The sequence below is a fragment of the Streptococcus downii genome, assembly GCF_004353325.1.
Classification (GTDB): domain Bacteria; phylum Bacillota; class Bacilli; order Lactobacillales; family Streptococcaceae; genus Streptococcus; species Streptococcus downii.
Map to the genome: position 1 here is coordinate 43,649 of NZ_MZNX01000009.1, position 24,095 is coordinate 67,743.

The following is a 24,095-nucleotide window of genomic DNA, read 5'->3' on the forward strand; positions in this document are numbered from 1 at the left end:
TGAGAACTAAAAGGGGGAGTTATGGCTCTATTTAGTAAAAAGGATAAGTATATTCGGATCAATCCTAACCGTTCCGTAAGGCAGAAACCACAAGCCAAGCCTGAGGTTCCGGATGAACTCTTCTCCCAGTGTCCTGGTTGTAAACACACCATTTACCAAAAGGATCTTGGGAGCGAACGAATTTGTCCCCATTGTAGCTATACTTTCCGTATTTCAGCTCAGGAACGCTTGGCTTTGACGGTTGATTCTGACAGCTTTATGGAGATGTTTACGGGTATTGAAACTCAAGATCCATTAAACTTTCCTGGCTACCAGAAAAAACTTGCTAGTATGCGTGAAAAGACAGGTTTGGATGAAGCGGTACTAACTGGTACAGCTAGTATAAAGGGACAAAAAGTTGCCCTTGGAATCATGGATTCTAACTTTATCATGGCTTCTATGGGAACCGTTGTGGGTGAAAAAATCACGCGCCTGTTTGAGTATGCAACGGTAGAAAACTTGCCAGTCGTTCTCTTCACAGCTTCTGGTGGAGCCCGTATGCAAGAAGGAATCATGAGCTTGATGCAGATGGCTAAAATTTCTGCAGCAGTTCAACGTCATTCCAAGGCAGGACTTTTTTACCTAACTATTTTAACCGATCCGACAACAGGTGGAGTGACCGCTTCTTTTGCTATGGAAGGTGATATTATCCTAGCGGAACCCCAGAGTTTGGTTGGTTTTGCTGGGCGTCGTGTTATCGAAAATACAGTTCGTGAGACCTTGCCGGATGACTTCCAAAAGGCAGAATTTCTGCTTGAACATGGATTTGTTGATGCAATTGTCAAACGGAGAGAATTGCCTGAAACAATTGCTAAATTAGTAAGATTGCATGGAGGAAGTCGCGGATGAATATTGCAAAAATAGTCAGAGAGGCACGCGAGCAGAGTCGCTTGACAGCCCTTGATTTTGCCAATGGAATCTTCGATGAATTTATCGAATTGCATGGAGATCGCTCTTTCCGAGACGATGGTGCGGTCATTGGTGGAATTGGCTGGTTAGGTGAACAAGCAGTAACTGTCGTTGGTATCCAAAAGGGGAAAAGTCTTCATGATAACCTCAAACGGAATTTTGGGCAGCCTCATCCAGAAGGCTATCGCAAGGCTCTTCGCCTGATGAAACAGGCAGAAAAGTTTGGTCGTCCAGTTGTGACCTTTATCAATACGGCGGGTGCTTACCCAGGTGTTGGAGCAGAGGAACGTGGACAAGGTGAAGCAATCGCCCGAAACCTGATGGAAATGAGTGACCTCAAGGTTCCAATCATCGCGATTATTATCGGTGAAGGTGGATCTGGCGGGGCCCTAGCTCTAGCAGTAGCTAACCGTGTCTGGATGTTAGAAAACTCAATCTACGCCGTACTTAGCCCTGAAGGATTTGCCTCTATCCTTTGGAAGGATGGAAGTCGTGCTATGGAAGCAGCGGAATTGATGAAAATCACTTCGCATGAACTTCTAGAAATGGGAATCGTAGACAAGGTAATCTCAGAAGCAGGCCTCTCCAGTAAAGAGCTACAAGCTCGTGTTAAAAATGAATTGCGTGCAGAACTAGATAGGTTGCAAGAACTACCACTTGACCAACTTATTGAAGAACGTTACCAACGCTTTAGAAAATACTAAGAACGACTAAATGAGACTAGAAAGGTCTCATTTTTTTATAGAAAATGCCATTCAGGTTGAAAAATTGATAGTTGAGGAGAAGACTAATAAAATAGATAAAAAAGAAGTATACTGTAGAGGTGAGCCTACAACAATATTTTAAGAAGGTTCTTGCAATGACAGGTACAGAAACATTTATAGTTCTTTCATCTGAAGACTTAGATCAAGTTCCAGGTGGTGGCATGATTTGGTTGGTTGATGATAGACATTGGGATTCGCCATATGCATATAGTTTAGCGACAGAATGGAGTACAATACTGACTCATGCGACTAGACGTGCTTATGGTATTGGCTATTAATAAATTAAAGGTGTAAGTATGAAAAAACTAGGGCATTTGGGAGTCTTTATCTTACTGGTATTTCTATCGGTTTATCTACCAGAGTTAGGGATTATGCATCTAACTAAGTTTTTAGGATGGGGGATAGATGGCTATTCTATCATTTCACTTGTTTGGGAACTAGTTCTTGTAGTCTTATTTGTCTTTTGGTTAAAAAAGAAAGAGATGCTCTTTATCTTTGAAAAAAAGGCTTGGACTTGGTCAACGATTTTTCCCCTTGTAGTCAGTCTAGTAGCTTGTTATTTTGTTCGTCAATTGGTGGATGCTTTTCAGATACAGTATCACTATTTAGTTGATAACAAGTATATTTTTCAAAAGCTACTTTCTATCCTTTATTCAAATGGACAACCAACTTTTCTATCAACCGTTCTCGGTTTTATTTTAACAGTAGTCGTCGCACCTATATCAGAGGAACTAATTGATAGAGGGTATTTTATGAATACCTTCTTTCCCCAGTCCAAGTATTATTTGGATGTTATCCTATCTGCTCTCATCTTTGGGATTAGCCATTTAATCCTAACTCACCGAGACCCTATCGGTTTGATTATTTATAGTTTTATTGGTCTTTTCTTTGCTCTAGTATATCGTTGGACAAAGAACTTAAAAATCACCATCCTCTGTCATAGTTTTTTCAACTTTCTCATTTATGCAAAACCCATCTGGATTTTTGTTTATAATTATGTCTATTACCACTTTTTTAGATAGTGGAAGGCAAAGAAAAAAGTGTTTGATGTTTGTCAAACACTTTTTCTAATTACTGTTCTTCTGTTACAAACTGGCTGAGCAGTCCATTGATAAAACGGGCAGATTTTTGATCTGAGAAGTCCTTTGCAAGCTCGATAGCTTCGTTAACAGCAACCAACTGTGGGGTGTCAAATGAAGTGATTTCAAAGACTCCCAAGCGAAGGAGGTTTCTCTCCACGAGTGTTAAACGCTCAATGGTCCAACCAGCTTTTAAATGCTGTGTGATTTGCTTGTCTAGTTCTTCCTTTTTAGTTTGAACACCAGAAACGAGCTCTGTCAAAAAGGCTGGAAGTTGCACATCCGTATCTTCACGATCGTGTGTGTAGGCGAAACGACAAGCAGTTTCGACGTCTGTATCAAACTCAAGACTCATAAGAGCTTGAAAGGCACACTTACGGAGCTCACGTCTAGATTCTAATAGTGGACTAGTCATTGAGGAAGTCCTCATCAAACAAGTCTTTCAAGTCTGGTTTTGGTGTTTTATCTGGAACAATACCTGCAACGTGGATATTGATAGCAGTGAGTTCTACATCAGCCATATTGCGGACTGCATCTTTGACAGCTTTCTGGATAGCAACAGCTACCTTAGGAACTTTTACTCCGTACTCAAGGTAGAGGTAGATATCAGCTGTGAGTTCTTCGTCCACATTTTTAAGATAAACGCCACGGCCGAGAGAAAGTTTTGAAAGGGTATCAGACACTGATTTGTTTGAAAAAGAGTGAACACCCTCTACTTTTGCAGTAGCAATAGCAATGATTTTTTCAAGTACACGTGGGGCGATAACGATTTCGCCAAGTTGTTCTTCAATTCCCATAGAATGACCTCTTTCTAGAGATTAGGCACGAGAAACGTAAGTTCCTTCTGCAGTGTTGATAACGAGTTTTTGTCCTGCTTCGATGAAGTCTGGAACGTTTACGACAAGTCCAGTTTCCATCGTTGCTGGTTTACCAGAACCTGTAACAGTAGCACCTTTGATAGATGGTTGAGTTTCTGCAACTGTCAATTCAACAGTAGTTGGTACAGTTACACCGATTACTTCAGTTCCGTAGAATTGGATCTTCACATCAGAGTTTTCAAGGATGTAAAGCAATTCGTTTTCAACGTTGACTACAGGGATTTCGTATTGGTCGTAAGTTTCTGTATTCATGAAGTAAGCTGTGTCATCCATTTTGTACAAGTATTGAGCTGGGACAGTCTCGATGATGGCTTGTTCAAATTTTTCCTCTGGACGGTAGCTTGTGTCAAATGTAGAACCAGTACGGACATCACGCAATTTCATACGCATGATTGTGTTTCCTTTACCTGGTTTGTGGTGGCTAGCTTCCAAAACGCGGATCAATTTTCCGTCAGCTGTTTCAAAGGTCATACCAGCTTTTAATTTACTTGCTTCAATCATGTTTTTACCTCTTTAATAAATATTATTACTCTTCATTTTACCATAAAATACTCTGGAAATAAAGCCAAAATAGTTATTGGGAGTTGGTAGAGAAGAAAAAACCAACCTTGGGGCTGGTTTTGTTCTGTCTAGTTTTCTTTCAACTTGGCCAATTCCTGGGCGAGTAGTTTAAGGGCAACTTGTGGGTTGGCTTGTCCTTTGGTTGCCTTCATGAGGAAGCCTGTGAAGGCCTTGTCTGCGTTGCGTTTACCTGATTTGAAGTCGGCAACGGCTGCTTCATTATCTGCGAAGACTTGGTGAATGATTGGAATCAGAATATTTGGATCAGAGATTTGCACCAAGCCAGCTTTTTCCACGTATTCACGCGCGCCACCGCCATTTTTAGCCAGGTGGACAAAGACTTTCTTGGTCATAGCTGAGGTCTTCAAGCAAGATACTGGTTGCTTCAATCTCGTAGAGGCCTGTCCAAACCTTGTTGACCTTTTGTTTAGCGAGTTCGTTGAAGGGTTTTTGATTGGCATTGAGACTATTGAAAAGGTTGATTTCATAACTCGAATAATTATTAAATTATTTGATAACCTTTAAAAATCATCTAAGATTTACTAGCATTTAGCTTCTTTATGGAATGGTGTTCGATGAGCCATCCCACAATCCATCCTATTGCTAGCAAGTAATTTTCAAAAGCACCGATAGCATTTACAGGAGAGTGATACTCCATATAATTGAGTAAGTGATTTGTTCCTATTCCAATTCCGCCAATAATGAGAGCAAGAAGTGCGATTCGTAGATAGAACCAATCGTATTTAATATTAACGGCAAGAATAATAATTAAGACAGCTAGATTCCAAATTCCAATTTCTCTTTGCCATCCTGCAGAAATACCGTAACCAGAATGCTCTCCCAAATATGATGGGAGAAAGATTTGTAGTATAGAAGCGCCTAACATAGCGATGATGACTAAGACAAATAGCAATCGTAAAAATTTGTTCATTTATTCCCCTTGTCTCATTCTCGTTTTAAAAGTAGAAAAAAGTGTTTAAAGAGTGAATTACTCACTGTCTTTCAACTTCGCCAATTCCTGGGCGAGGAGTTTAAGGGCAACTTGTGGGTTGGCTTGACCTTTGGTAGCTTTCATAAGGAATCCTGTGAAGGCCTTGTCTGCGTTGCGTTTACCTGATTTGAAGTCGGCAACGGCAGCTTCGTTATCCGCAAAGATTTGGTGGATGATTGGAATCAGAACATCTGGATCTGAGATTTGGCCCATACCTGCTTTTTCGACGTAGTCACGCGCCCCACCGCCATTTTTAGCCAGGTGGACAAAGACTTTTTTGGCAATCTTAGAAGAGATAGTACCGTCTTCGATGATGGCAATCATTTCAACCAAGTTTTCTGGTGTCAATTCGATTTGTTCTAGTGTCTTGCCTTCAGCATTAAGGAACTGAGCAACTTCCCCTTGGAGCCAATTTGAGACTTGCTTAGCATCGCCACCAAGGGCAACAGCTTTTTCAAAAAAGTCAGAAGTAACTTTGTTTGCTGTCAACTGGCTAGCATCGTAGTCTGACAAGCCAAGGTCAGCAACGTAGCGAGCACGGCGTTCCTTTGGAAACTCTGGCAACTCTGTACGCATTTCCTCAATCCACTCGTCTGAGATTTCAAAGAGGGGTAGATCTGGTTCTGGGAAGTAGCGGTAGTCTGCAGCACCTTCCTTGACACGCATGAGGATGGTTGCCTTGTTAGCTTCATCGTAACGGCGAGTTTCTTGGCGAATTTGACCACCTGAGCGAAGGATTTCGGCTTGACGTTGGACTTCGTATTCAAGACCCTTGCGAACATTTGAGAAGGAATTCAAGTTCTTCAACTCAGTCTTGGTACCGAATTTCTCTTGACCATAAGGACGAAGCGAGATGTTGGCATCCACACGCATAGAACCTTCTTCCATCTTAACGTCAGAAATACCAGCGTACTGGATGACTTCCTTGAGGGCAGTTAGATAAGCGTAGGCTTCTTCAGGAGAACGCATGTCAGCTTCAGATACAATCTCAATCAATGGCACCCCTTGGCGGTTGAGGTCTACATAGGAGTAGCCATCTGTACCGTGGGTGTTTTTACCAGCATCTTCCTCTAAGTGGGCACGTTCGATACCGATTTTCTTGGTCGTACCGTCTTCTAGTTCGACTTCAATCCAGCCGTTGTATCCGATTGGCTCATCAAACTGAGAAATTTGGTAGGCTTTGGGATTATCAGGATAGAAGTAGTTCTTGCGGTCAAAGTGCATGTGCTTGTGGATGTCCATGTTGAGGGCAAGAGCAGCTTTGATACCGGCATCAACAACACCTTTATTGAGAACTGGCAGAACTCCTGGGAAAGACCAGTCAATCACGTTGGTGTTGGCGTTTTGGTCATTTCCGAAGTGGGCAGAAGTTGGTGAGAAGATTTTTGAATTGGTGTTAAGCTCTACGTGGACTTCAAGTCCAATGACTGTTTCAAAGTTCATTAGTTATCACCTCCAAAAATCACGGGTTGTTGTTTGTGGTAGTCTGTTGTTGCTTCAAAAGCAGCGGCAGCTTGGTAAATGGTCTCCTCAGAGTACTTAGGACCGATCAATTGGAGACCGACAGGGAGACCTTGAGCAAATCCAGCAGGAATTGAAATTCCTGGGAGACCTGCCAAGTTAACTGGAATTGTCAAGAGGTCGGCCAAGTACATAGCAACGGGGTCGTGGTTGAGTGAGTCCAAGTCATAGGTAACACTTGGAGCTGTTGGTCCCAAAATCAAGTCGTAATCCGCAAAGACTTTTTCGAAATCTTGAATGATGAGGGTACGGACCTGACCAGCCTTCTTGTAGTAGGCGTCGTAGTAACCTGACGAAAGACTGAAAGTACCCAGCATGATACGGCGTTTCACCTCTTCACCGAAACCTTGACTGCGGCTGTTTACATAGATTTCATCAAGGTTAGTCGCATTCTCTGCGCGGTAGCCGTAACGGATACCGTCAAAGCGTTGCAAGTTTGATGAAGCTTCTGATGAAGCAATGATGTAGTAAACGGCAACCCCGTATTTTGAGTGAGGAAGGCTCACTTCTTCGACGATAGCGCCAAGTTTCTCAAAGTGTTTGGCCGCGTTTAGAATAGTTTCTTTAACTTCTGGGTCAATTCCTTCACCGAGGTATTCTTTAGGCAAAGCGATTTTCATACCCTTGATGTCTTGCCCGATTTTTGAAGTAAAGTCGGCAATGCGGACAGGAGCAGAAGTCGAGTCTTTGGCATCTTCGCTGGCAATAGCGTTTAGTAATAGAGCGTTTTCTTTAACAGTTGGTGCAAAAGGTCCAATCTGGTCTAATGAGCTACCGAAGGCAATGAGACCAAAACGTGAAACCGTTCCGTAGGTTGGTTTGAGACCAACAATCCCGTTGAAGGCAGCAGGTTGGCGGATAGAACCACCAGTATCAGAACCAAGTGACAAGCGGACTTGTCCTGAGGCTACAGCTGCGGCAGAACCACTTGATGAACCACCAGGAACCTTGCTGTGGTCCCAAGCATTTTTAGTGGCACCGTAGTGAGAAGTCTCACCTGAACCACCCATGGCAAATTCGTCCATGTTGGTCTTTCCAACAACAATCATACCCTTAGCTTTGGCATTGGCAACGGCTGTCGCATCAAAAATTGGCTCATAGTTGTAGAGCATTTTTGAGGCTGCAGTTGTCAGGATACCGTCGGTAGAGATATTATCCTTAACAGCCAGTGGAATTCCTGAAAGGACATTGTCCACGTCAATTCCAGCTTCATCAATAGCCTTAGCTTGAGCGAGGGCTTGCTCTTCAGCGATGGTAATAAAAGCATTGATAACTGTCTCGCGAGACTTGATATCCTCAAGCGTTGCTTGGGTCAATTCAGTTGCTGAAATTTCCTTAGAGACAAGGAGGTTGTGCAAGTCTTCAATCGTTTTGTTATTAAAAGTCATTAGGCATCTCCTCCATCGTCTAGGATAGCTGGTACCTTGATATAGTAGTTATCTTTTTCAGGTACGTTTTTAAACAAGCGATTACGGTCTGTTCCTTCTTCGGCCACATCAGGTCGGAGTACGGTCTTACGGTCAGCCATAGTCGTAGTAGGTGCGACACCAGTTGTGTCGACTTCGCCTAGCAATTCAACCATATCAACAATCTTAGACAAGGTAGTCGCAAAGGCGGCAGTTTCTTCTTCAGAGAATCTTAATTTTGAAAGATTGGCAACGTGTGTTACCTCTTCTTGCGTAATTTTCATCTTGCATCCTTTCGTGAAATGATGATTTTTAGTCTGTTCTATTTTACCATATTTTCCTATAAATAAGGGAGCCAAACTGAAAAGAAATAGAAATTGAAAAATCGCTTTTAATTCGCTATAATAGTTAAACTAAAAGAAAAATTGAGTGAGACTAGAGATTAATGTAGGAAGAATTCCTCGAAAGATGAGTTAGGATAGAAAATATGCTACATAATTTTTTTACAAGATTCCAAACCGTACCTCCTCCCATTTCGCTCTTTTGGTATGGGGTGATGCTTGCTTTTTTAGTGCTATCTGTCTACGGTGCCCGTACTTATCACAAAAATCCTCGATTTGTTCGCTTGTTTAAGGGGATTCAGATCCTCCAGTTGCTGACCCTTTATAGTTGGTATGTTGGTTTTGGGATTCCATTGTCTAATAGCCTTCCATTTTACCATTGTCGTTTGGCTATGTTTGCGGTGGTTTTCTTGCCAGATAAATGGCGGAGCAAGCAATACTTTGCCCTCTTAGGAGCAAGTGGAGCGGTCTTTGCCTTGGTTTACCCGGTTTTTGACCCCTATGATTTCCCCCATATCACTAGTTTTTCATTTTTGATTGGGCACTATGCCCTTTTGGTGAATTCCTTGGTCTACTTGATGAATCACTATGACAAGAGCCTGCTCAAGAAATATATGATAGTAGCCTACACCTTTGTTCTCAATCTTTTTCTAATTGGGGTTAATCAGGTGACTGGTGGAAATTATGGCCTCTTAAGAGATACACCGTTTATCCCGAATGCTCCTCTATGGATAAAGTACCTTCTTGTGTCCGTCATCCTCTCACTGGCTCTGGTTCTCTTTGATATCTTGTTCAAGAAACGGTGGAAAAAGAGAAATCAGGCGCAATCTGTGCTCTAGTTTACCTTTTTCATCTGATGAGCAATTGAAAAACTCCCCAAAATCCGATATAATGGAGAGTTGAAAGGAATGGTAAAATCCAATGTAAAAATCATTCTTAGCTATATGAAACAACCAAAAATAGAGAATCAAAGAAAGAGAACTTATGACTATTCAAGAAGAAATCAAGAAACGCCGTACCTTTGCCATTATTTCCCACCCGGACGCCGGGAAAACAACCATCACTGAGCAGTTGCTCTACTTCGGGGGCGAGATTCGTGAGGCTGGTACTGTAAAAGGTAAGAAAACAGGAAATTTTGCCAAGTCTGACTGGATGGATATCGAGAAACAACGTGGGATTTCGGTAACCTCATCTGTTATGCAGTTTGACTACGACGGCAAACGTGTCAATATCCTAGACACACCAGGGCACGAGGACTTTTCAGAAGATACCTATCGTACCTTGATGGCGGTAGATGCTGCGGTCATGGTCGTGGACTCTGCCAAGGGTATTGAGGCCCAAACCAAGAAATTGTTTGAGGTTGTGAAGCACCGTGGCATTCCAGTCTTTACCTTTATGAACAAGCTGGACCGTGACGGTCGTGAGCCACTGGACCTCTTGCAAGAACTAGAAGAAGTCCTTGGTATTGCGAGTTATCCAATGAACTGGCCAATCGGGATGGGGAAAGCCTTCGAAGGCTTGTATGACCTCTATAACCAACGTTTAGAACTTTATAAAGGGGATGAACGTTTTGCCAGTTTGGAAGAAGGTGACAAACTCTTTGGAAGTAACCCATTTTATGAGCAAGTAAAAGAGGATATTGAACTCCTGAATGAAGCAGGAAATGAGTTTTCAGAAGAAGCCATTCTCGCAGGTGATTTGACTCCGGTCTTCTTCGGATCAGCTCTGACTAACTTTGGGGTACAGACCTTCCTTGAAACTTTTTTGAAATTTGCTCCAGAGCCACATGGACACAAGAAAACAGATGGCGAAATTGTCGATCCTTACGACAAGGATTTCTCAGGGTTTGTCTTTAAAATCCAAGCTAACATGGATCCTCGTCACCGTGACCGTATCGCCTTTGTCCGCATCGTATCAGGTGAATTTGAGCGTGGAATGAGTGTCAATCTGCCTCGTACTGGTAAGGGAGCTAAACTGTCGAATGTCACTCAATTTATGGCGGAAAGTCGTGAGAATGTGACCAATGCCGTGGCAGGTGATATTATCGGGGTTTATGATACAGGTACTTATCAAGTTGGGGATACGCTAACTGTTGGGAAAAACAAGTTTGAATTTGAACCATTGCCAACCTTTACTCCTGAGATTTTCATGAAAGTTTCTGCCAAGAACGTCATGAAACAAAAATCCTTCCACAAGGGGATTGAGCAGTTGGTACAAGAGGGAGCCATCCAGCTTTATAAGAATTACCAAACAGGCGAGTACATGCTGGGCGCTGTCGGCCAACTTCAGTTTGAAGTCTTCAAGCACCGCATGGAAGGCGAATACAACGCTGAAGTTGTCATGACTCCGATGGGTAAAAAGACCGTTCGTTGGATCAAGCCTGAGGACTTGGATGAACGGATGTCATCAAGCCGCAATATCTTGGCCAAGGACCGTTTTGACCAACCAGTATTCCTTTTTGAAAACGACTTTGCCCTTCGCTGGTTTGCGGATAAATATCCAGATGTAGAGTTGGAAGAGAAGATGTGAATCGTTACAAATGACTAGCAACATAAAGTTGCTGTCATTTGACGGTAACCGCTATGGCGGTCTACCTAAACGCTTCACTAGGAAAAATCCACGAATAGTATCGATTCGTGGATTTTTCCGTCGTAACTACGTTTTACAAATGAAATCGATTTGTAAAACTCAGTGTCGTAATCTAACAATCGATAACCGCTTCACTAGGCAAAGCCCATTAATGGTATCTATTCATGGGCTTTACCGTCGTAATGATGGGGAAGCCAAATAGCAACCAGTCTTACTAACTACATTTGGCAAATAGAGTAGATTTGCCAAACTCCGTGTCGTGGCTCAATACTGAAAAATTTGAGATAGATATTAGAGCGGAGTTTTTTCAAAAAGTATGCTCAAGTTGAGATCTGTAAAACAAAAACCTCAGAAGTATTCACCTTTTGTGAATCCTCTGAGGTTCTTTAATTTCTAGTTTCCATATTTCTGGTAAAAATCGACCTTGACCTGAATGAAAGTTTCGGCTTCGCGTAGTAGCTGCAGGAGGGTGGCACGGGTCTCAAACTCCTCACGTGTTTTAGGGAGACTCCGATTGCGGAAGACTTGCAGATAGCGTTCGATGTCATCAAGTAGGTCGTGAGCAGGATTGGTCTGACTTAGCTGGACAGCAATCTTTGAAAAGAGCTGGGCCAAAATCAAACTCTCACTTGCGGCCAGGTGGCAGGTATTGATCTGCTGGGCCATATTTCGCAGGATACGGCTTTGGCGCTGTCTCATCTCAAAGTAGTGGATGTGGTAGTCTGTCTGGTGAAAGAGGTGGTCTGAGTGATCCAAATAGACTAGCTTGAGGGCCTCATCAAGGAGTTCATCTAATTCGTCAACGAGTTGGGCGCGATTGCGCCCGTCTCCTCTTGACAGATAGTATTTAAAGCGAAGCAGGATATCTTTTAACTTTTCTTCGACCTGAAGGTGGTAGTTTTGGATGGCTTTCTCACGAGAGGGCATATAAAGGTTGACCAATAGAGCAAAGCTTGTTCCGATGAGAAAGAGGAGCACTTCATTGAGCAGGAGGGCTGGGGAAGTAGACTCCTGCACCAAGAGATGACTGACCAAGACACTGCTAGGGGTGATGCCGATTTCCCAGCCCATTTTATAGGCTAGGGGCACGTAGAGAGCCAGATAGAGGCCGAAACTCCAGATGTGAAATCCTGTCAGTTGAAAGGCTAGAACACCGATAGCGAGCGCTAGGAGCATGGAAAAGAGGCGGTTACGGGCCAATTTTAGCGTACTTCTTCGCGTGTCGGAAAGGCTTAAGAGGGCAATAATCCCAGCTGAAACAGCTGATGATAAATCTAAAAAATAAGCTAGAAAACAAGCGAGGCAGGTCGCCAAGATCAGTTTTGTCGTACGTTGGGTGATAGACATGAGAATTTCCTATAATACTAGAATAAGAGTACAAAAGACAAGGCTTGGAAGACTTGTCTTAAAAAATCTATTTTTTACGTGCCGACGCATACTCAGCTACTGCTGTAAAGAGGACGTCGGTAGAAGAGTTCAGGGCAGTTTCGCAGGAGTCTTGGACGACACCGATGACAAAACCAACTCCGACTACTTGCATAGCAAGGTCATTTGAAATCCCAAAGAGACTACAAGCGACGGGGATGAGGAGAAGTGATCCTCCAGCGATCCCAGAGGCTCCGCAGGCAGAAATAGCAGCGACGACACTGAGCACAAAAGCTGTACCAAAGTCAACAGGGATTCCTAGCGTATTGACTGCAGCTAGAGTGAGAATGTTAATGGTTACAGCTGCACCAGCCATGTTAATAGTGGAGCCAAGGGGGATAGAAACAGAGTATGTATCTGGATTGAGTCCTAGATCTTGGCAGAGTTTCATGTTGACAGGGATATTAGCGGCAGAACTACGAGTAAAGAAAGCTGTAATCCCACTAACACGCAAACATTTAAAAACAAGAGGGTAGGGATTTTTTCTCATAAAGAGAAAGGCGATGAGGGGATTGATGACAAGGGCCACAAATGCCATAGTTGCAACCAAGAGTCCTAGCAAAATTCCGTAGTTAGCAAGGCTGGTAATTCCTTTATCAGAGATGGTCTTGAAGACCAAGCCCATAATTCCGAAAGGTGCCAAATTGATAATCCACTCCACAATCTTGGAAGTTACATCAGCCATGGTTTTGAGCAATTCCTTGCTGTTTTTGCTAGCTTCTCTCATAGCAAGTCCAAAGACAACAGCCCAGGATAGGATCCCGATATAATTAGCTTGGACGATAGCGTTTAGGGGATTATCTACGAGATTTAGCAGAAGATTGCTGAGAACTTGACCGATGCCGTCTGGTGGGGCAATCTCTGTACTAGCACTGCTAAGAGTGATCTGGACAGGAAAGAGAAAACTAGCCAATACAGCGAGTAAGGCAGCAGCAAAGGTACCAAGTAGATAGAGAAAAATAACGGTCTTCATATTGGTATCTTGCCCTTTTTGATGTTGTGAGAGGGCATTTGCGACGAGGGTAAAGACCAAGACAGGAGCGATGGCTTTCAGACCCCCAACGAATAGGTCACCGAGAATGCCGAGCCCCGACAGACTAGGAAAAAGCAGCCCTAGAGAGGCTCCGAGAAGCATGCCGATTAGGATACGTTTGATGAGGCTGGCCTTGTTCCAGGCTCGAATGATTCTTTTCATAATAGTCTCCTTCAAAGTGTATTGTTTATGATTATAGTATAAATATGCCGTTGAGGCAAGTCTTTTTTGAGTTTGGGGGAATATCGGAATATTTATGAGGGATTTGAACGGGATGATTTGTGGTATAATACTAAAAAGGAGTTTTGTATGCAAGAATTTTTTCAACGTTATCTTGATAAATTGGATGTAACAACTGTATTAGAGAATGTCTTGACCAAGGTGATTTCTCTTTTGATTCTCTTTCTGTTGTTTTATATAGCTAAAAAAATGCTTCACGCGACTGTCCGAAAGATTGTCAAGCCTTCGCTTAAATTTTCAAATCGAGATGCTGGCAGACAGAAGACCATTTCTCGTTTGCTGGAGAATATTTTTAACTACACACTTTATTTCTTTTTGATTTACTGTATCTTGTCTATTTTGGGTTTGCCAGTTTCTAGCCTCCTTGCTGGTGCGGGGATTGCTGGGGTTGCCATTGGGATGGGCGCACAAGGTTTTCTGTCTGATGTTATCAATGGTTTCTTTATCCTCTTTGAACGCCAGCTCGATGTGGGCGACGAAGTGGTCCTCACAAATGGTCCTATTACCGTATCTGGAAAGGTTGTCAGTGTAGGAATCCGTACGACCCAACTTCGCAGTGACGACCAAGCCCTTCACTTTGTTCCCAACCGAAATATCACTGTTGTCAGCAACTTCTCTCGTACAGAGTAGGTCTGCTATTTTGGCAGATTTGTGGTACAATAGAAAGAGTTTGGTAAAGGAGAGAGTATGCTATTTGTAGAGAAAAAACTAGGTCACAATTGTACCTGGATAGACCTTGATGTGGACAAGATTAAAAACATGGAAGATCTTTCTGACGTCTATGGATTGGACAAGGAAACCATCGAGTATGCTCTAGATAGAAATGAACGAGCCCACATGGATTATAACCGTGAAACGGGGACGGTAACCTTCATTTATAATGTTCTTGATTTAGAAAAAGACAAAGAATATTATGAAGCGATTCCGATGACCTTTATCGTTGAAAAACAACGGTTGATCACTATCAGCAATCACAAGAATACTTATGTGATTAAACGCATGGCAACCTACCTTGAAAGTCATGAAATTATTTCCATCTACAAATTTCTTTTTGCCAGTTTAGAGATTATTAGTAATGCTTATTATCCAGTTATTGAAGAGATGGATAAAAGTAAGGATGAAATCAGTGCACTTCTTCGTCAAAAAACGACTAAAAAAAATCTTTTTGCCCTCTCTGACTTGGAAACTGGTATGGTTTACCTGACAGCAGCTGCCAAACAAAATCGTCTCCTCTTGGAACACATCCAAGGGCATGCTCTTTATCGCAATCTTAATGAGGTAGAAAGAGAGCAGTTTGACGATGCCATGATTGAAGCCCATCAGTTGGTTTCAATGACAGACTTGATTTCTCAAGTTTTGCAACAACTCTCAGCCTCTTACAACAATATCCTAAATAATAATCTAAATGATAATTTGACAACTTTGACAATTATCTCAGTCTTGCTAGCTATCCTTGCGGTTATTACAGGATTCTTTGGAATGAATGTTCCCTTACCGTTTACAGATGAACCAAATGCTTGGATTTATATTTTGATAGCTAGTCTCATTTTATGGGCAGTCTTAGCTCAATGTTTAAAGAAAATTGCTAGAAATTAAAAAGAAAAGGAGCCAGAATGGCGATTGAAAATTACATGCCAGATTTTGCTGTGGAAGCAGTCTATGATCTGACAGTCCCAAGCCTGCAGGCGCAGGGGATCAAGGCTGTTTTGGTCGATTTGGACAATACCCTCATTGCTTGGAACAACCCTGATGGGACGCCAGAGATGAAGCAATGGCTACATGACCTTCGGGACGCAGGGATTCGCATTATCGTGGTCTCAAATAACACCAAAAAACGAGTGCAACGCGCAGTTGAGAAATTTGGAATTGATTACGTTTATTGGGCTCTTAAGCCCTTCACCTTTGGAATTGACCGTGCCATGAAGGAATTCCACTATGAGAAAAATGAAGTGGTCATGGTCGGCGACCAGCTCATGACTGATATACGAGCAGCCCACCGTGCAGGTATTCGCTCGATTTTGGTCAAACCCTTGGTAGAGCATGACTCTATCAAAACGCAGATTAACCGAGCTCGCGAGCGTCGTGTCATGAAGCAAATAACTGAAAAGTACGGACCGATTACATATAAAAAAGGAATCTAACTATGGAAGAAATTCTCTGTATTGGTTGTGGAGCAACCATTCAGACGACAGATAAGGCTGGTCTTGGATTTACTCCCCAGTCGGCACTTGAAAAAGGGTTGGAGACTGGCGAAGTCTATTGCCAACGCTGTTTCCGTCTCCGTCATTACAATGAAATCACAGATGTCCAGTTGACGGACGATGATTTCCTCAAGCTCTTGCACGAGGTGGGGGACAGCGATGCCTTGGTGGTCAATGTCATTGATATCTTTGACTTTAATGGTTCTGTCATCCCAGGCTTGCCACGCTTTGTATCGGGCAATGATGTTCTCTTGGTCGGAAATAAAAAAGATATTCTGCCCAAGTCTGTTAAACCGAGCAAGATTAGCCAGTGGCTTATGGAACGTGCCCACGAGGAAGGACTTCGTCCTGTCGATGTCGTCCTGACTTCAGCCCAAAACAAGCATGCCATTAAGGAAGTCATTGATAAGATTGAGCATTATCGTAAGGGCCGTGATGTCTATGTGGTCGGTGTGACCAACGTTGGAAAATCAACCCTTATCAATGCCATTATCCAAGAAATCACAGGTGACCAGAATGTCATCACGACTTCGCGCTTCCCAGGGACAACCTTGGACAAGATTGAGATTCCGCTTGACGACGGATCTTATATTTACGATACGCCGGGAATCATCCACCGCCACCAGATGGCCCACTACTTGACGGCTAAAAACCTCAAGTATGTCAGTCCTAAAAAGGAAATCAAGCCCAAAACCTACCAGCTCAATCCTCAACAAACCCTGTTTCTAGGTGGTCTCGGACGATTTGACTTCATTGCAGGAGAAAAGCAAGGTTTCACTGCCTTCTTTGACAATGAACTCAAATTGCATCGTACCAAGCTCGAAGGGGCCAGTGCTTTCTACGACAAGCACCTCGGAACCCTTTTAACACCACCAAATAGCAAGGAAAAAGAGGACTTTCCAAAACTAGTCCAGCATGTATTTACCATCAAGGACAAAACAGACCTAGTCATCTCAGGACTCGGCTGGATCCGTGTAACAGGAAGCGCCAAAGTCGCCGTTTGGGCACCAGAAGGCGTCGCAGTCGTCACACGAAAAGCAATAATTTAAACACAGAAAGGAAAGAGTTGTCTGAATTCGGGCGAGCCCCGTAGAGAATACTTTTCGCCGTGGTGTCAGTTGGTACAAGTGATTGTACCAACTGCGGAAAATTTGAGACCTTAGGCTCAAATTTTAGTCATGAAAGTCCAAAGGACTTTGCTGACGTCCGTCACCACTTCAGAAAAGTATAAAAAGAAACTCTTTTAAAGAAATTATGTCATTAACATCGAAACAACGTGCCTTCCTTAACAGCCAGGCACACACCCTCAAACCTATCATCCAAATTGGAAAAAATGGTCTCAATGACCAAATCAAGACCAGTGTCCGTCAAGCTCTTGACGCGCGTGAATTGATCAAGGTTACTCTCTTACAAAACACAGATGAGAACATTCACGAAGTAGCTGAAATTTTGGAAGAAGAAATTGGTGTGGATACTGTCCAAAAAATCGGACGCATCTTGATCTTGTTTAAACAATCTAGCAAGAAAGAAAATCGCAAGATTTCTAAAAAAGTCAAAGAAATCTAAGACCTTACTCCAAACAACTGTTTTTACAGAGAATTAAAGGAAGACGAGCCTATGGCAATCGAATTATTGACTCCCTTTACCAAGGTAGAGTTGGAGCCAGAAATCAAGGAGAAAAAACGCAAACAAGTCGGGATTTTAGGGGGGAATTTTAACCCCGTTCACCATGCCCATCTCGTTGTGGCGGACCAAGTACGACAACAGTTAGGATTGGACCAGGTCCTGCTCATGCCTGAATACCAGCCACCTCATGTAGACAAAAAAGAAACCATCCCTGAACACCACCGTCTCAAGATGCTTGAATTGGCGATTGAGGGGATCGAAGGTCTGGACATTGAAACTATTGAGCTAGAGCGCAAGGGTATCTCCTACACCTACGACACCATGAAGATTTTGACCGAGCAACATCCAGAAACGGATTATTACTTCATTATCGGGGCTGATATGGTGGACTATCTACCTAAGTGGTACCGAATTGATGAGCTGGTCGACATGGTTCAGTTTGTAGGGGTTCAGCGTCCGCGCTACAAGGCAGGGACTTCCTATCCAGTCATTTGGGTGGATGTGCCTCTCATAGACATTTCCTCCAGCATGGTGCGTGACTTCATTGCCCAAGGTCGGAAGCCCAACTTTCTCCTACCTCAGCCAGTGCTAGACTACATCGAGAAGGAGGAGCTTTACTGATGGCATACCAAGACTATATCAACTGTTCCCGTGAGGTTTTGTTGGAAAAAATGGCAGAGCTTCTGCCTGAAAAACGCTTGATCCATTGCTTGGGTGTGGAGCGTGCAGCCATAGAACTAGCGGAGAGATTTGGAGTCGATGCCGAGAAAGCTGGTCTTGCAGGCCTTCTTCATGATTATGCTAAAAAGTTGTCAGATCAGGAATTTCTAGACTTGATTGACCGTTACCAATTAGACCCTGACCTCAAAAACTGGGGCAATAATGTCTGGCATGGGATGGTTGGGATTTACAAGATTCAAGAAGATTTGGATTTGCATGATTCAGAAATTCTGCGGGCCATTGAGATCCATACAGTCGGGGCTGACCAGATGACTGATCTTGATAAGGTTATCTACGTCGCAGACTACATTGAGCACAATCGTGCCTTCCCAGGCGTGGATCAGGCGCGTGAAATTGCTGAGCTATCGCTCAATAAGGCAGTGGCCTACGAAACAGCTCGTACCGTGGAGCATCTAGCTCATCAGGGATTCCCCATCTATCCCCAAACCCTTGAAACCCATAACGCCTTTGTGCACTATTTGAAAGAGGACTAAATGAACGAAAAAGAATTACTAGAACTAGTCGTGAAAGCGGCGGATGAGAAACGTGCGGAGGATATCCTCGCACTTGATGTACAAGATTTGACCAGCGTGACGGACTACTTTGTCATCACGAGCTCGATGAATAGCCGTCAGTTGGACGCTATTGCTGATAACATTCGTGAAAAAGTAGCTCAAGCAGGCTTTAAAGGTAGCCATGTTGAAGGCGATGCAGCGGGAGGCTGGGTTTTGCTGGATCTCGGTGGTGTCGTTGTGCATATCTTCTCAGAAGAAATGCGTGCCCACTATAACCTAGAAAAACTATGGCATGAGGCAGAGTCAGTAGACATTTCGGAAGCCTTGGCATAGGAGATGAACTCAGTTGTAGTCAACTGGGTTTCTTTGCTTATTTTAAAAGGAAAGTGATAGAAAGGTAAAGGGCGAGTGGTGTTTGCCATGGAGGCTCTTGGTATCATGATTATGGCAACTTATGAAACTTTTGCGGCTGTTTACGATGCTGTGATGGACGATAGTTTATACGATAAATGGACGGATTTTTCTCTGCGTCATTTGCCTAAGACCAAGGAGAGAAAGAAGCTTTTGGAATTGGCTTGTGGAACAGGCATCCAATCTGTGCGCTTTTCTCAGGCTGGTTTTGATGTGACAGGACTTGACTTGAGCGCGGATATGTTGAAGATTGCTGAGAAAAGAGCGGCTTCGTCCAAGCAAAAGATTGATTTTATTGAAGGCAACATGCTGGATTTATCCAAAGCGGGTAAATATGATTTTGTCACGTGTTATTCGGACTCTATCTGCTACATGCAGGATGAGGTGGAAGTAGGGGATGTCTTTAAGGAAGTATATAATGCCCTCAACGAAGATGGTGTATTCATCTTTGATGTGCATTCAATCTACCAGACTGATGAGGTTTTTCCAGGCTATTCTTACCATGAAAATGCGGAAGACTTCGCCATGCTTTGGGACACCTATGAGGACGAAGCTCCTCACTCCATCGTGCATGAGTTGACCTTCTTTATCAAGGAGGCTGACGGTTCCTTTAGTCGCCACGATGAAGTGCATGAGGAGCGAACTTATGAGGTTTTGACCTATGATATTTTGCTGGAACAGGCTGGATTCAAGTCTTTCAAACTCTATGCGGACTTTGAGGACAAGGAGCCAACAGCAACCACTACCCGTTGGTTTTTTGTCGCGCAGAAGTAGGAGAGCATCATGACCATCACAGGTATTATCGCGGAGTTCAATCCTTTTCATAATGGGCACAAATATCTGCTTAATCAGGCGGAGGGGCTGAAAATCGTTGCCATGTCTGGGAATTTCATGCAGAGAGGCGAGCCTGCTATCGTGGATAAGTGGACAAGGGCCCAGATGGCGCTTGGAAATGGCGCTGATCTGGTAGTGGAATTGCCCTTTTTAGTCAGTGTTCAGGCAGCGGATTTCTTTGGGCAAGGGGCTGTGGATATCTTGACTCGATTGGGCATTGATAGTCTTGCTTTTGGGACAGAAGAAATTCTGGATTACCAGAAAATTGCTGACTTATACACAGAGAAAGGTGCTGGGATGGAGAAATTTGTGGATAATCTGCCTGATTCGCTCTCCTATCCCCAGAAAACTCAAGCCATGTGGAAGGAATTTGCAGGTCTTGATTTTTCAGGTAATACTCCCAATCATGTCCTTGCTCTGGCCTATGCCAAGGCAATTGCAGGACGAAACATCAAGCTTGAGCCGATTCAGCGTCAAGGTGCTGGCTATCACTCTGTGGACAAGGAAGTGGACTTTGCCTCTGCAACAGCTCTCCGCCAGCATCAATCAGACCAAGATTTCTTAGAACGCTTTATGCCTTCTGTTGACCTCTTTGAGCAGGCCAGTAAGGTGAGTTGGGATGACTATTTTCCTTTTCTACGCTATCAAATCTTGTCAAATCCAGACCTAACCACCATCTATCAGGTCAATCAAGAAATGGCTGTGCGCATCAAGGATGCTATCAAAACAGCCCAGTCTTTGGAAGAATTGGTCGAGGCGGTTGCGACCAAACGCTACACCAAGGCGCGTGTACGTCGCCTATTGACTTATATCTTGGTGCAAGCTAGAGAAAGTTCCTTGCCAGAAGGCATCCATGTCCTTGGCTTTACGGAAAAAGGCAGACAACATCTCAAGTCTCTGAAAGAGCAGGTCCATCTAGTCAGCCGAATTGGCAAAGAACCTTGGGATGTTATGACCCAAAAGGCAGATCAGATCTACCAACTAGGACAGCCAAGCATCGCAGAGCAGAATTTTGGTCGAGTGCCCATTAGAATGGAATCAAACTAAGTCTACTGAAAGGTAGGCTTTTTTTGCCTCGGCTTTCATGAAAATTTAAATTTTTAAAGAATCTTAATTTTGCTTGAAAATATAAGGATTTTCTTCCGAAATTCACACAAAACTCTTCAATTTGGGTTTGTGAAAATCGGTTTTTTATGATAGAATATTAAGGAATGTATGTCATTCGATAAACAAATTTAATGAGGTAAAAACATGGAAATCATGACCATTGCGATTGTTGTTTTTGCCGTCATCATTGGTTTAGTCATTGGATATGTCAGCATCTCAGCTAAGATGAAATCATCTCAAGAGGCTGCAGAGTTGATGCTTCTAAATGCTGAACAAGAAGCAACTAATTTACGAGGACAAGCTGAGCGTGAAGCGGATTTATTGCTAAATGAAGCCAAGAGCGAAAGCAAGTCTCTTAAAAAAGAAGCACTATTGGAGGCCAAAGAGGAAGCCAGAAAATACCGTGAAGAAGTGGACGCTGAATTTAAGTCAGAACGTCAGGAACTCAAGCAAATCGAAAGTCGTTTGACGGAGAGAGCTACGAGCCTTGACCGTAAGGACGACAATTTGACGAACAAAGAAAAAACACTTGAACAAAAAGAACAAAGTATTTCTGATAGAGCAAAAAACCTTGATGCACGTGAAGAGCAATTAGAGGAAGTCGAAAGACAAAAAGAAGCTGAACTTGAACGTATCGGTTCCCTTTCCCAGAGTGAGGCTCGAGATATTATCTTGGCTCAGACAGAGGAAAACTTGACCAAGGAAATTGCTAGTCGCATTCGTGAGGCTGAGCAAGAAGTGAAGGAACGTTCAGACAAGATTGCGAAAGATATCTTGGTTCAGGCTATGCAGCGTATCGCTGGTGACTATGTAGCAGAGTCAACAAACTCGACAGTTCACCTGCCAGATGATACCATGAAGGGGCGCATTATCGGTCGTGAAGGGCGTAATATTCGTACCTTTGAAAGTTTGACAGGGGTCGATGTGATTATCGACGATACACCGGAAGTGGTAACCTTGTCAGGATTTGATCCGATTCGTCGTGAAATTGCTCGTATGACCATGGAAATGTTGCTCAAGGATGGCCGTATCCACCCAGCTCGTATCGAGGAGTTGGTGGAGAAAAACCGTCAAGAGATTGACAATAAGATCCGCGAATATGGTGAGGCTGCTGCCTATGAGATTGGTGCGCCAAACCTTCATCCAGACTTGATGAAGATCATGGGACGTTTGCAGTTCCGTACTTCTTATGGACAAAATGTCTTGCGTCATTCGATTGAGGTTGCTAAGCTATCTGGTATCATCGCCAGTGAACTTGGTGAAAATGCAGCTCTTGCCCGTCGTGCTGGATTCCTTCACGACATTGGGAAAGCTATTGACCGCGAGGTTGAAGGTAGCCACGTTGAGATTGGTACGGAATTGGCTCGTAAGTACAAGGAACACCCAGTTGTGGTGAATACCATTGCTAGCCACCACGGCGATGTCGAAGCCGAAAGCGTCATTGCAGTGATCGTTGCCGCAGCAGATGCCTTGAGTGCAGCGCGTCCAGGTGCTCGTAGTGAATCTCTTGAAAGCTATATCAAGCGTCTCCATGATTTGGAAGAAATCGCCAATGGCTTTGAAGGAGTGCAAAATAGCTTTGCTCTTCAAGCAGGACGTGAAATACGTATCATGGTTAATCCAGGACAAATCAAGGACGACAAGGTCACAATCTTGGCACACAAAGTTCGTGAGAAAATTGAAAATAATCTCGATTACCCAGGAAATATCAAAGTAACCGTGATCCGCGAACTTCGTGCAGTAGATTATGCTAAATAAATAAGAAAGAGCAGTTGAAATATTACTGCTTTTTTGTTACACTAGATAGAAAGACTGTAGAAGGATCACTGACGCTATCATCAGTATCCGAGAGAAATTTTACTTTATTTCACAGACTAACTAAAGGAGACATAATGGCAGACCGAGGCTTGCTAATCGTTTTTTCTGGTCCTTCAGGAGTTGGGAAAGGAACGGTTAGAAGAGAGATTTTTGAGAGTTCTGAGAATCAATTTCAATACTCTGTATCGATGACGACACGTGCGCAACGTCCTGGTGAAGTGGACGGAGTGGACTATTTCTTCCGTACTCGTGAAGAGTTTGAAGAGCTGATCCGTCAAGGCCAGATGTTGGAATATGCAGAATATGTCGGTAACTACTATGGAACTCCTCTGACCTATGTCAATGAAACTCTGGACAAGGGAATCGATGTCTTTCTTGAGATTGAAGTGCAAGGAGCTCTTCAGGTTAAGAAAAAGGTTCCAGATGCTGTCTTTATATTTTTAACGCCACCAGACTTGGATGAATTGCAAGATCGTTTGGTAGGTCGTGGAACAGATAGCGCTGAAGTGATTGCCCAACGAATCGAAAAAGCCAAGGAAGAAATTGCTCTCATGCGTGAGTATGATTATGCTATTGTTAACGATCAGGTGCCCCTCGCTGCTGAGCGTGTCAAGCGTGTGATCGAAGCAGAACACTTCCGTGTGGACCGTGTCATTGGTCACTACCAGGAGATGTTGCCAAAATCTCCAACTACTCGATAAACTATAGGAAACAGGTACAAGCAAATGATGTTAAAACCCTCTATCGATACCTTGCTGGACAAGGTACCATCAAAATATTCACTCGTAATCTTGGAAGCAAAACGCGCCCACGAACTAGAGGCCGGTGCGCCAGCAACTCAAGAGTTTAAGTCTGAAAAATCAACTCTTCGTGCTTTGGAAGAAATCGAGTCTGGAAATGTAACCATTCACCCAGATCCAGAAGGAAAACGCGAAGCGGTTCGTCTCCGTATCGAAGAAGAAAAACGCCGCAGAGAAGAAGAAGAAAAGAAAATCAAAGAGCAAATCGCTAAAGAAAAAGAAGATGGTGAAAAAATTTAAGGTTGGGGGGACTCAATCTTATTTTTTCTATTGCAAGAATTTACTGA

Annotated in this window: 28 protein-coding genes and 2 pseudogenes; 19 read left to right on the forward strand and 11 right to left on the reverse strand. The window is 43.3% G+C overall.

The annotated features are described in order from the left end of the window. Positions 1-21 precede the first annotated feature (21 nt). The 4 genes from accD (at position 22) to E2R31_RS06420 (ending at position 2,734) form a co-directional block, all read left to right on the forward strand. Positions 22-888 (forward strand): acetyl-CoA carboxylase, carboxyltransferase subunit beta, encoded by an 867-nt coding sequence (gene accD / locus E2R31_RS06405; RefSeq protein ID WP_132973522.1) that lies wholly within the window; start codon positions 22-24, stop codon positions 886-888. Then, entirely contained in the window at positions 885-1,652 is a 768-nt protein-coding gene (locus tag E2R31_RS06410; RefSeq protein ID WP_001017382.1) for an acetyl-CoA carboxylase carboxyl transferase subunit alpha, read from the forward strand. Before accD ends, E2R31_RS06410 begins: the two co-directional genes overlap by 4 nt. A gap of 155 nt (positions 1,653-1,807) precedes the next feature. Then, positions 1,808-1,990, forward strand: coding sequence for a hypothetical protein (locus E2R31_RS06415; protein ID WP_000148135.1), 183 nt, complete (start codon positions 1,808-1,810; stop codon positions 1,988-1,990). An 18-nt stretch (positions 1,991-2,008) separates the two neighbouring features. Then, the gene (locus E2R31_RS06420) at positions 2,009-2,734 is read left to right on the forward strand and encodes a CPBP family intramembrane glutamic endopeptidase (protein WP_132973524.1); all 726 of its coding nucleotides are present in this window, start codon (positions 2,009-2,011) and stop codon (positions 2,732-2,734) included. Positions 2,735-2,783: 49 nt separating this feature from the next. On the opposite strand, the gene nusB is transcribed toward E2R31_RS06420, so the two are convergent. The 9 genes and pseudogenes from nusB to gatC form a co-directional block, all read right to left on the reverse strand. Beyond that, on the reverse strand, positions 2,784-3,206 hold the full coding sequence (gene nusB / locus E2R31_RS06425; RefSeq protein WP_084971775.1) for a transcription antitermination factor NusB: 423 nt from the start codon (positions 3,204-3,206) through the stop codon (positions 2,784-2,786). Then, entirely contained in the window at positions 3,199-3,588 is a 390-nt protein-coding gene (locus tag E2R31_RS06430; protein WP_061415360.1) for an Asp23/Gls24 family envelope stress response protein, read from the reverse strand. Before E2R31_RS06430 ends, nusB begins: the two co-directional genes overlap by 8 nt. A 21-nt stretch (positions 3,589-3,609) precedes the next feature. Beyond that, positions 3,610-4,170, reverse strand: coding sequence for an elongation factor P (gene efp / locus E2R31_RS06435; RefSeq protein WP_000568640.1), 561 nt, complete (start codon positions 4,168-4,170; stop codon positions 3,610-3,612). A 128-nt stretch (positions 4,171-4,298) separates the two neighbouring features. Next, positions 4,299-4,592 (reverse strand): annotated as a pseudogene (locus tag E2R31_RS06440) (glutamyl-tRNA amidotransferase); the annotation flags it as partial. Beyond that, positions 4,567-4,698 (reverse strand): annotated as a pseudogene (locus E2R31_RS10160) (SPFH domain-containing protein); the annotation flags it as partial. The pseudogenes E2R31_RS06440 and E2R31_RS10160, both read right to left, overlap by 26 nt. A gap of 64 nt (positions 4,699-4,762) precedes the next feature. Then, complete coding sequence (locus E2R31_RS06450) at positions 4,763-5,161, reverse strand: hypothetical protein (protein ID WP_001032002.1); 399 nt, start codon at positions 5,159-5,161, stop codon at positions 4,763-4,765. A gap of 57 nt (positions 5,162-5,218) precedes the next feature. Beyond that, positions 5,219-6,664: an Asp-tRNA(Asn)/Glu-tRNA(Gln) amidotransferase subunit GatB gene (gatB, locus tag E2R31_RS06455; RefSeq protein ID WP_132973528.1), complete on the reverse strand. Its 1,446-nt coding sequence runs from the start codon at positions 6,662-6,664 to the stop codon at positions 5,219-5,221. Next, positions 6,664-8,130 (reverse strand): Asp-tRNA(Asn)/Glu-tRNA(Gln) amidotransferase subunit GatA, encoded by a 1,467-nt coding sequence (gatA, locus tag E2R31_RS06460; RefSeq protein ID WP_132973530.1) that lies wholly within the window; start codon positions 8,128-8,130, stop codon positions 6,664-6,666. The genes gatB and gatA overlap by 1 nt, the downstream gene beginning before the upstream one ends. Further along, entirely contained in the window at positions 8,130-8,432 is a 303-nt protein-coding gene (gene gatC, locus E2R31_RS06465) for an Asp-tRNA(Asn)/Glu-tRNA(Gln) amidotransferase subunit GatC (RefSeq protein WP_000705423.1), read from the reverse strand. Before gatC ends, gatA begins: the two co-directional genes overlap by 1 nt. A 203-nt stretch (positions 8,433-8,635) precedes the next feature. Between gatC and E2R31_RS06470 the strand changes: the two genes are divergently transcribed. Both E2R31_RS06470 and E2R31_RS06475 read left to right on the forward strand, forming a co-directional pair. Next, positions 8,636-9,328: a YwaF family protein gene (locus E2R31_RS06470; protein WP_132973532.1), complete on the forward strand. Its 693-nt coding sequence runs from the start codon at positions 8,636-8,638 to the stop codon at positions 9,326-9,328. Between the two features lie 145 nt (positions 9,329-9,473). Further along, complete coding sequence (locus tag E2R31_RS06475) at positions 9,474-11,018, forward strand: peptide chain release factor 3 (RefSeq protein WP_132973534.1); 1,545 nt, start codon at positions 9,474-9,476, stop codon at positions 11,016-11,018. A gap of 453 nt (positions 11,019-11,471) precedes the next feature. On the opposite strand, the gene E2R31_RS06480 is transcribed toward E2R31_RS06475, so the two are convergent. Both E2R31_RS06480 and sstT read right to left on the reverse strand, forming a co-directional pair. Continuing rightward, on the reverse strand, positions 11,472-12,425 hold the full coding sequence (locus E2R31_RS06480) for an aromatic acid exporter family protein (RefSeq protein WP_132973536.1): 954 nt from the start codon (positions 12,423-12,425) through the stop codon (positions 11,472-11,474). Between the two features lie 67 nt (positions 12,426-12,492). Then, positions 12,493-13,698 (reverse strand): serine/threonine transporter SstT, encoded by a 1,206-nt coding sequence (gene sstT / locus E2R31_RS06485; RefSeq protein ID WP_132973538.1) that lies wholly within the window; start codon positions 13,696-13,698, stop codon positions 12,493-12,495. Positions 13,699-13,845: 147 nt separating this feature from the next. Here sstT and E2R31_RS06490 point away from each other — a divergent pair, with 147 nt between their 5' ends. From E2R31_RS06490 to rpoZ, 13 genes are all read left to right on the forward strand, one after another. Beyond that, on the forward strand, positions 13,846-14,406 hold the full coding sequence (locus E2R31_RS06490) for a mechanosensitive ion channel family protein (protein ID WP_084946949.1): 561 nt from the start codon (positions 13,846-13,848) through the stop codon (positions 14,404-14,406). A gap of 57 nt (positions 14,407-14,463) precedes the next feature. After that, positions 14,464-15,372, forward strand: coding sequence for a magnesium transporter CorA family protein (locus tag E2R31_RS06495; RefSeq protein WP_000899719.1), 909 nt, complete (start codon positions 14,464-14,466; stop codon positions 15,370-15,372). 17 nt (positions 15,373-15,389) lie between these two features. Continuing rightward, a complete protein-coding gene (locus tag E2R31_RS06500; protein ID WP_132973540.1) occupies positions 15,390-15,917 on the forward strand; it encodes a YqeG family HAD IIIA-type phosphatase in 528 nt (175 codons plus the stop codon). A 2-nt stretch (positions 15,918-15,919) separates the two neighbouring features. Next, positions 15,920-17,026: a ribosome biogenesis GTPase YqeH gene (gene yqeH / locus E2R31_RS06505; RefSeq protein ID WP_132973542.1), complete on the forward strand. Its 1,107-nt coding sequence runs from the start codon at positions 15,920-15,922 to the stop codon at positions 17,024-17,026. Positions 17,027-17,231: 205 nt separating this feature from the next. Then, complete coding sequence (gene yhbY, locus E2R31_RS06510; RefSeq protein ID WP_000060169.1) at positions 17,232-17,543, forward strand: ribosome assembly RNA-binding protein YhbY; 312 nt, start codon at positions 17,232-17,234, stop codon at positions 17,541-17,543. A gap of 51 nt (positions 17,544-17,594) precedes the next feature. After that, positions 17,595-18,224: a nicotinate-nucleotide adenylyltransferase gene (locus tag E2R31_RS06515; protein WP_132973544.1), complete on the forward strand. Its 630-nt coding sequence runs from the start codon at positions 17,595-17,597 to the stop codon at positions 18,222-18,224. Beyond that, the gene (gene yqeK, locus E2R31_RS06520; RefSeq protein WP_132973546.1) at positions 18,224-18,817 is read left to right on the forward strand and encodes a bis(5'-nucleosyl)-tetraphosphatase (symmetrical) YqeK; all 594 of its coding nucleotides are present in this window, start codon (positions 18,224-18,226) and stop codon (positions 18,815-18,817) included. The genes E2R31_RS06515 and yqeK overlap by 1 nt, the downstream gene beginning before the upstream one ends. After that, positions 18,818-19,171, forward strand: a complete 354-nt coding sequence (rsfS, locus tag E2R31_RS06525) for a ribosome silencing factor (RefSeq protein ID WP_042767955.1) — start codon at positions 18,818-18,820, stop codon at positions 19,169-19,171. It begins immediately after the preceding gene. Positions 19,172-19,282: 111 nt separating this feature from the next. Then, complete coding sequence (locus E2R31_RS06530) at positions 19,283-20,023, forward strand: class I SAM-dependent DNA methyltransferase (RefSeq protein WP_165941817.1); 741 nt, start codon at positions 19,283-19,285, stop codon at positions 20,021-20,023. Between the two features lie 9 nt (positions 20,024-20,032). Beyond that, complete coding sequence (locus E2R31_RS06535) at positions 20,033-21,130, forward strand: nucleotidyltransferase (protein WP_132973548.1); 1,098 nt, start codon at positions 20,033-20,035, stop codon at positions 21,128-21,130. A gap of 204 nt (positions 21,131-21,334) precedes the next feature. Continuing rightward, positions 21,335-22,948: a ribonuclease Y gene (locus E2R31_RS06540; protein ID WP_132973550.1), complete on the forward strand. Its 1,614-nt coding sequence runs from the start codon at positions 21,335-21,337 to the stop codon at positions 22,946-22,948. 134 nt (positions 22,949-23,082) lie between these two features. Continuing rightward, positions 23,083-23,709 carry a guanylate kinase gene (gene gmk / locus E2R31_RS06545; RefSeq protein ID WP_000775041.1) on the forward strand — a complete coding sequence of 209 codons (627 nt, stop codon included), beginning with the start codon at positions 23,083-23,085 and terminating at the stop codon, positions 23,707-23,709. Positions 23,710-23,733: 24 nt separating this feature from the next. Next, positions 23,734-24,048: a DNA-directed RNA polymerase subunit omega gene (rpoZ, locus tag E2R31_RS06550; protein ID WP_002875802.1), complete on the forward strand. Its 315-nt coding sequence runs from the start codon at positions 23,734-23,736 to the stop codon at positions 24,046-24,048. Positions 24,049-24,095 lie beyond the last annotated feature (47 nt).

Excerpts from the sequence above, each read along its gene's own strand:
- gatB (WP_132973528.1), bottom strand. The coding sequence starts at position 6,664 with ATGAACTTTGAAACAGTCATTGGACTTGAAGTCCACGTAGAGCTTAAC.
- gatA (WP_132973530.1), bottom strand. The coding sequence starts at position 8,130 with ATGACTTTTAATAACAAAACGATTGAAGACTTGCACAACCTCCTTGTC.
- gmk (WP_000775041.1), top strand. The coding sequence starts at position 23,083 with ATGGCAGACCGAGGCTTGCTAATCGTTTTTTCTGGTCCTTCAGGAGTT.
- E2R31_RS06420 (WP_132973524.1), top strand. The coding sequence starts at position 2,009 with ATGAAAAAACTAGGGCATTTGGGAGTCTTTATCTTACTGGTATTTCTA.
- E2R31_RS06415 (WP_000148135.1), top strand. The coding sequence starts at position 1,808 with ATGACAGGTACAGAAACATTTATAGTTCTTTCATCTGAAGACTTAGAT.
- E2R31_RS06430 (WP_061415360.1), bottom strand. The coding sequence starts at position 3,588 with ATGGGAATTGAAGAACAACTTGGCGAAATCGTTATCGCCCCACGTGTA.
- nusB (WP_084971775.1), bottom strand. The coding sequence starts at position 3,206 with ATGACTAGTCCACTATTAGAATCTAGACGTGAGCTCCGTAAGTGTGCC.
- yhbY (WP_000060169.1), top strand. The coding sequence starts at position 17,232 with ATGTCATTAACATCGAAACAACGTGCCTTCCTTAACAGCCAGGCACAC.
- E2R31_RS06475 (WP_132973534.1), top strand. The coding sequence starts at position 9,474 with ATGACTATTCAAGAAGAAATCAAGAAACGCCGTACCTTTGCCATTATT.
- E2R31_RS06530 (WP_165941817.1), top strand. The coding sequence starts at position 19,283 with ATGGCAACTTATGAAACTTTTGCGGCTGTTTACGATGCTGTGATGGAC.
- E2R31_RS06540 (WP_132973550.1), top strand. The coding sequence starts at position 21,335 with ATGGAAATCATGACCATTGCGATTGTTGTTTTTGCCGTCATCATTGGT.
- yqeH (WP_132973542.1), top strand. The coding sequence starts at position 15,920 with ATGGAAGAAATTCTCTGTATTGGTTGTGGAGCAACCATTCAGACGACA.
- E2R31_RS06480 (WP_132973536.1), bottom strand. The coding sequence starts at position 12,425 with ATGTCTATCACCCAACGTACGACAAAACTGATCTTGGCGACCTGCCTC.
- rpoZ (WP_002875802.1), top strand. The coding sequence starts at position 23,734 with ATGATGTTAAAACCCTCTATCGATACCTTGCTGGACAAGGTACCATCA.
- E2R31_RS06490 (WP_084946949.1), top strand. The coding sequence starts at position 13,846 with ATGCAAGAATTTTTTCAACGTTATCTTGATAAATTGGATGTAACAACT.
- gatC (WP_000705423.1), bottom strand. The coding sequence starts at position 8,432 with ATGAAAATTACGCAAGAAGAGGTAACACACGTTGCCAATCTTTCAAAA.
- E2R31_RS06515 (WP_132973544.1), top strand. The coding sequence starts at position 17,595 with ATGGCAATCGAATTATTGACTCCCTTTACCAAGGTAGAGTTGGAGCCA.
- E2R31_RS06410 (WP_001017382.1), top strand. The coding sequence starts at position 885 with ATGAATATTGCAAAAATAGTCAGAGAGGCACGCGAGCAGAGTCGCTTG.
- E2R31_RS06500 (WP_132973540.1), top strand. The coding sequence starts at position 15,390 with ATGGCGATTGAAAATTACATGCCAGATTTTGCTGTGGAAGCAGTCTAT.
- E2R31_RS06535 (WP_132973548.1), top strand. The coding sequence starts at position 20,033 with ATGACCATCACAGGTATTATCGCGGAGTTCAATCCTTTTCATAATGGG.
- yqeK (WP_132973546.1), top strand. The coding sequence starts at position 18,224 with ATGGCATACCAAGACTATATCAACTGTTCCCGTGAGGTTTTGTTGGAA.
- E2R31_RS06470 (WP_132973532.1), top strand. The coding sequence starts at position 8,636 with ATGCTACATAATTTTTTTACAAGATTCCAAACCGTACCTCCTCCCATT.
- efp (WP_000568640.1), bottom strand. The coding sequence starts at position 4,170 with ATGATTGAAGCAAGTAAATTAAAAGCTGGTATGACCTTTGAAACAGCT.
- E2R31_RS06450 (WP_001032002.1), bottom strand. The coding sequence starts at position 5,161 with ATGAACAAATTTTTACGATTGCTATTTGTCTTAGTCATCATCGCTATG.
- accD (WP_132973522.1), top strand. The coding sequence starts at position 22 with ATGGCTCTATTTAGTAAAAAGGATAAGTATATTCGGATCAATCCTAAC.
- E2R31_RS06495 (WP_000899719.1), top strand. The coding sequence starts at position 14,464 with ATGCTATTTGTAGAGAAAAAACTAGGTCACAATTGTACCTGGATAGAC.
- sstT (WP_132973538.1), bottom strand. The coding sequence starts at position 13,698 with ATGAAAAGAATCATTCGAGCCTGGAACAAGGCCAGCCTCATCAAACGT.
- rsfS (WP_042767955.1), top strand. The coding sequence starts at position 18,818 with ATGAACGAAAAAGAATTACTAGAACTAGTCGTGAAAGCGGCGGATGAG.